The 5,028-nt window shown below is 41.6% G+C and carries 4 protein-coding genes; all 4 read left to right on the plus strand.

The window, feature by feature from the left end:
* Positions 1-244 precede the first annotated feature (244 nt).
* The 4 genes from PUQ00_RS32370 (at position 245) to ftsH3 (ending at position 4,547) form a co-directional block, all read left to right on the plus strand.
* Positions 245-1,030, plus strand: a complete 786-nt coding sequence (locus PUQ00_RS32370) for a hypothetical protein (RefSeq protein ID WP_300424061.1) — start codon at positions 245-247, stop codon at positions 1,028-1,030.
* A gap of 307 nt (positions 1,031-1,337) precedes the next feature.
* The gene (locus PUQ00_RS32375; RefSeq protein ID WP_300424063.1) at positions 1,338-1,757 is read left to right on the plus strand and encodes a GNAT family N-acetyltransferase; all 420 of its coding nucleotides are present in this window, start codon (positions 1,338-1,340) and stop codon (positions 1,755-1,757) included.
* An 11-nt stretch (positions 1,758-1,768) separates the two neighbouring features.
* The gene (locus tag PUQ00_RS32380) at positions 1,769-2,572 is read left to right on the plus strand and encodes an aminotransferase class IV (protein ID WP_300424065.1); all 804 of its coding nucleotides are present in this window, start codon (positions 1,769-1,771) and stop codon (positions 2,570-2,572) included.
* Positions 2,573-2,705: 133 nt separating this feature from the next.
* Complete coding sequence (gene ftsH3, locus PUQ00_RS32385) at positions 2,706-4,547, plus strand: ATP-dependent zinc metalloprotease FtsH3 (protein ID WP_300424066.1); 1,842 nt, start codon at positions 2,706-2,708, stop codon at positions 4,545-4,547.
* Positions 4,548-5,028: the final 481 nt, after the last annotated feature.

Here is a 5,028-nt window from a genome sequence, read left to right on the forward strand (position 1 = left end):
GAAATTTCGCGTCTCTACAAGGGTTCTAGATAACGCATATTTAATTTCTGGAGATTTCTAAAGTATATATCAGAGCAAAGGCTAAGATGTAAGTATAAAATAGTACTTTAATTTAAATCACTTTATTTTAGTTTACCTATTTTCTATTTGACCTAGCAAAGCGTAAACGCCCAAGTGCTGGCCAACTTTTCCCATATAACTATGTATACAATGATATGACTATGCGGAGAAAAACAAAAAAAATATGTTCTTATCTCGTCAAGCTCTTGCTACACCTTTAGTAGCTTGTGTATGTATATTAGGAGTTGGTTTAATTCAATTACCCCAATTGCAAAAATTAATAAATAGTAAACAATCTGCCTCTTTAGAAACTCTAGAAAAAGAAATAAAATCTGAAAAGCTGCATCTTAATTTTCTTCAAAAAATGCCTAGTTTTGGTTATGATAACTTCATCGCAGATTTGGTATATCTCAATTTTTTACAATATTTTGGAGATGATGAAGTTCGGGATAAAACAGGTTATAGTTTAAGTCCAGAATATTTTGAAGTAATTATAGAACGTGATCCGCGATTTTTAGCAGTGTATCGGAGTCTTTCTATCAGTACTTCATTGTATGCTGCCATGCCAGAACGCGCGATCGCATTGTCAGAGAAAGGCTTAAAATCACTATCTCCCTCAGTTCCCGAAAAGTCTTATTATGTGTGGCGTTATAAAGGAGTTGATGAGTTATTATTTTTAGGGAATGCTCAAGCTGCCCAAAAATCTTTTGCAACGGCGGCAAACTGGGCTAATAACTTTTCAGATGCAGAGAGTCAGCTTATCGCTAATACTTCCCAAAAAACTGCTGAATTTTTGAGTCGAAATCCTCACAGTAAATATGCTCAAATTTCTACCTGGGCAATGGTTTTAAATAATCAAGTTGATGAGAGAACTCAGAAACGCGCAATTAGGGAAATCGAAGCTTTAGGAGGTAAAGTAATTACAACTCCTGAAGGTACTCATAAAATTCTATTTCCCCCAAAGGATTAAAATAATTCGTAATTCGTAATTTGTAATGATGCTCTCTACGAGACCAAAGTGTAGCTTGCTTGTATTGTAGGGGTATGCGGACTCGCTACCGTAACGCCTTTTGTAATTATATTTTGTAACGGGAATAAAGACAAGAGGCACAAAACTTGCCGCTTATTAGTTGCTCTTTTCTTAAAACCCGAGAATTCGTTAAATTATTAGTTATAACAGTTTGCTGCAAGAGAAAGAAAGTTTTGCGAAATTGCGATATTCTCGATAACTTGAGAAAGTAATATGAGTAGTCACAATATTTTCAGGAGCAATACTAGTGTCAATACAATTAGGAGAATCTGATTTTCAAATCTTAAAGTGTTTTCCTGTTATATCTCAGTTGCGCCCTCACCTTGAGCAGGCTAAGTTTGTAGAACAAGTTCGATATCAAATGAAAGGAGGATATCAACTTGCATTCTTGGAAGTAGAGGAGCAAGCTATAGCAGTGGCTGGATTTCGCATTTCTACGTGTTTAGCATCAGGAAAGTTTTTATATATTGATGACTTAGTTGTTGATGAGTTAAAGCGGTCACATAGCTATGGTAAACAGTTATTTCAGTGGCTAATTGAATATGCAAGAAATCATGACTGTGAACACCTGAATCTTGATTCTGGTGTTCAGCGATTTGCAGCTCACAGGTTTTATTTAATGCAGCGCATGAATATTACAAGTCATCACTTTTCAATACAGTTGTAGCGACAAACAAAATGAGTGTGAAAAATGATATTTTTTGGTATGATGGCAAATTAATTCACTCCCAAACTTTAGAGTTAGATATTAACGATCCAGGGTTACTTTATGGAGCAACTGTTTTTACAACATTGCGGGTTTATGAAAACTCTCTCGATAGTAGTTTAACCAATTGGCTCTCACACTGCGATCGCCTACTTTTCTCAATACAAACTTTTGGTTGGCAGCAACCCGATTGGAACCGTGTGCGTCAAGGTGCCCAAATTCTCCTCGCACACTTCCCCGTTCTCAGAATTACCATCTTTCCCGATGGACGGGAGTGGATAACTGGTAGATTATTACCACAAAGTTTGACAGAAAAACAAAAAACTGGTATTTTATGCGCCGTTGCTAGTCCCGAATTTTATCGCTCTCTCCCCTCTCATAAAACCGGAAACTATTTGAGTGCTTGGTTGGCAAGAACTAGCTTAGATGCCCAAGAAGCGATATTAGTCGATGCTGAAGGAAATTGGCTAGAAACCAGCACAGGCAACCTTTGGGGATGGTACGATCGCAATTGGTACACACCGCCCAAAAAGGCAGGAATTTTACCGGGAATTTTGCGATCACAACTTGTAAATTGGTTGCAAAACCACCAGCAGCCAGTGCGAGAAGAAACTTGGAGCATCAAGTTAGTCCAGAGATTTGAAGCGATCGCCTACACTAATAGTGTGGTAGAAATTATTCCGATTCATACCGTTAATCAGCCTACAGGGTCGCTACAATATAATCCCTACCATCCTAGTTTTCAGCAAATCAGGGAGCTTTTTGTAGCATCATAGCTAGGCCATGTTGTTACACTTAAGATAAGTTAACATAATTCTTAATAATGACCTCTCCGAACAGAGACCTAGGCGATGGCGCAAAGCGCCCGCTCAGAGCTAACGCCCGAAAAATACAGGAGGATAGACCTTAGTGAATAAAAAATGGAGAAATGCAGGGCTGTACGCGCTGCTATTTATTGTCGTCATTGCGCTGGGAACAGCATTTTTTGACAAACAACCCCAGAACAGAGAGACATGGCGATACAGTCGCTTTATTCAAGAAGTTCAAAAAGGCGGAGTAGAAAAAGTCAGTTTGAGTGCAGATCGCTCCACAGCACTGGTTACACCCAAATATGACCCCGCTAAACGGATTGTGACCTTAGTCAACGATCCAGACCTGATCAATACTCTGACTTCAAAAGGCGTTGATATTTCTGTTTTGCCTCAAACCGATGAAGGATTTTGGTTTAAGGCACTGAGCAGCTTATTTTTTCCTGTATTGCTTTTGGTTGGCTTATTCTTCTTGCTACGTCGCGCTCAAAGTGGCCCAGGTAGCCAAGCGATGAACTTTGGCAAATCCAAAGCCAGAGTCCAAATGGAACCACAAACTCAAGTGACATTTGGCGATGTCGCTGGTATTGACCAAGCCAAGTTGGAATTAAACGAAGTCGTAGACTTTCTTAAAAACGCCGATCGCTTTACCGCAGTTGGTGCAAAAATTCCTAAAGGTGTGTTGTTAGTTGGCCCTCCTGGTACAGGTAAAACCCTCTTAGCTCGTGCGGTAGCTGGTGAAGCAGGTGTACCCTTCTTCTCGATCTCCGGTTCGGAATTTGTCGAAATGTTCGTAGGTGTGGGTGCATCCCGCGTCCGCGATTTGTTTGAACAAGCTAAGACCAATGCTCCTTGTATCGTCTTCATCGATGAAATTGACGCCGTAGGTCGTCAACGGGGTGCAGGTTTAGGCGGTGGTAACGATGAGCGGGAACAAACCCTCAACCAGTTGCTTACAGAAATGGACGGCTTTGAAGGCAACACTGGCATCATCATTATTGCCGCTACCAACCGTCCTGATGTCCTAGATGCAGCACTATTGCGTCCTGGTCGCTTTGACCGTCAAGTTGTGGTAGATCGTCCCGACTATGCCGGACGTAGCGAAATTCTCAAGGTACACGCTCGTGGTAAGACCTTGGCCAAAGATGTGGACTTGGATAAAATTGCCCGTCGTACCCCTGGATTTACTGGCGCAGATTTATCCAACCTGTTGAATGAAGCCGCAATTCTGGCAGCACGCCGGAATTTGACTGAAATTTCGATGGATGAAATCAACGACGCGATCGATCGCGTATTAGCTGGGCCAGAGAAGAAAGACCGGGTGATGAGCGAAAAGCGCAAAACCTTGGTGGCATATCACGAAGCTGGTCACGCCTTAGTTGGTGCTTTGATGCCAGACTACGATCCTGTGCAGAAGATTAGCATCATTCCTCGTGGTCGCGCCGGTGGTTTAACTTGGTTTACCCCCAGCGAAGACCGGATGGACACTGGTTTATACAGCCGCGCTTATCTGGAAAATCAGATGGCAGTGGCTTTGGGTGGTCGGATTGCTGAAGAATTAATCTTTGGTGAAGAAGAAGTTACCACTGGTGCTTCTAACGACTTACAACAAGTAGCCCGTGTTGCCCGTCAGATGATTACCCGATTTGGGATGAGCGATCGCTTGGGCCCAGTCGCCCTTGGTCGTCAGCAAGGTAATATGTTCCTGGGACGGGATATCATGTCAGAGCGTGATTTCTCTGAAGAAACCGCCGCCGCCATTGATGAAGAAGTCCGCAAACTTGTGGATGTAGCCTATACACGCGCTAAAGAAGTATTAGTGCGTAACCGCCACATTTTAGAGCAGATAGCGCAAATGTTGGTTGATAAAGAAACGGTAGACGCTGAAGAGTTGCAAGAAATTCTGTCGAATAACGATGTAACGACTGCTGCCTTTGCCTAATTTAATCAGTAGTTAGGAGTTAGGAATAGAGACGCGATTAATCGCGTCTGTACAGGAGTTAAAAACAATTCCTAACTCCTAACTTTTAAAATTCGGGTAATTCTAGGATTTTCTAGAGTTACCCCAATTTTTTTAATTCTTTGTCAAAAGCCCGGCCATGAAGACCGGGCTTTTAATTTGAAATGGGGTTATATTCCCCGAAGATTAGTTATAGAGTTTCAGTATAAATCGGTAGTCTGATAGATACTACCACTTGAGCATAACCAATTCCGGAAAATTAGAAAATTTTTCTAGATACACCCAAATCAAAGAAGCTATAACTCCGACTTCAAAAGGAAAAAGGTACAATCCATTAGCTTGCTTGCCCCACTCTGACCGAAAAAGACTCATGATACAAGAAGATTGAAGAAGAATTCAGAAGTCAGAATTCAGGAGTCAGAATCAAGACGCTCTCTACGAGACGCTAAAAGCGAACGCGGAC

It is taken from the genome of Nostoc sp. S13, assembly GCF_029379315.1.
In the GTDB taxonomy this organism is placed as follows: Bacteria; Cyanobacteriota; Cyanobacteriia; order Cyanobacteriales; family Nostocaceae; genus Nostoc.

Excerpts from the sequence above, each read along its gene's own strand:
- PUQ00_RS32370 (WP_300424061.1), top strand. The coding sequence starts at position 245 with ATGTTCTTATCTCGTCAAGCTCTTGCTACACCTTTAGTAGCTTGTGTA.
- PUQ00_RS32380 (WP_300424065.1), top strand. The coding sequence starts at position 1,769 with ATGAGTGTGAAAAATGATATTTTTTGGTATGATGGCAAATTAATTCAC.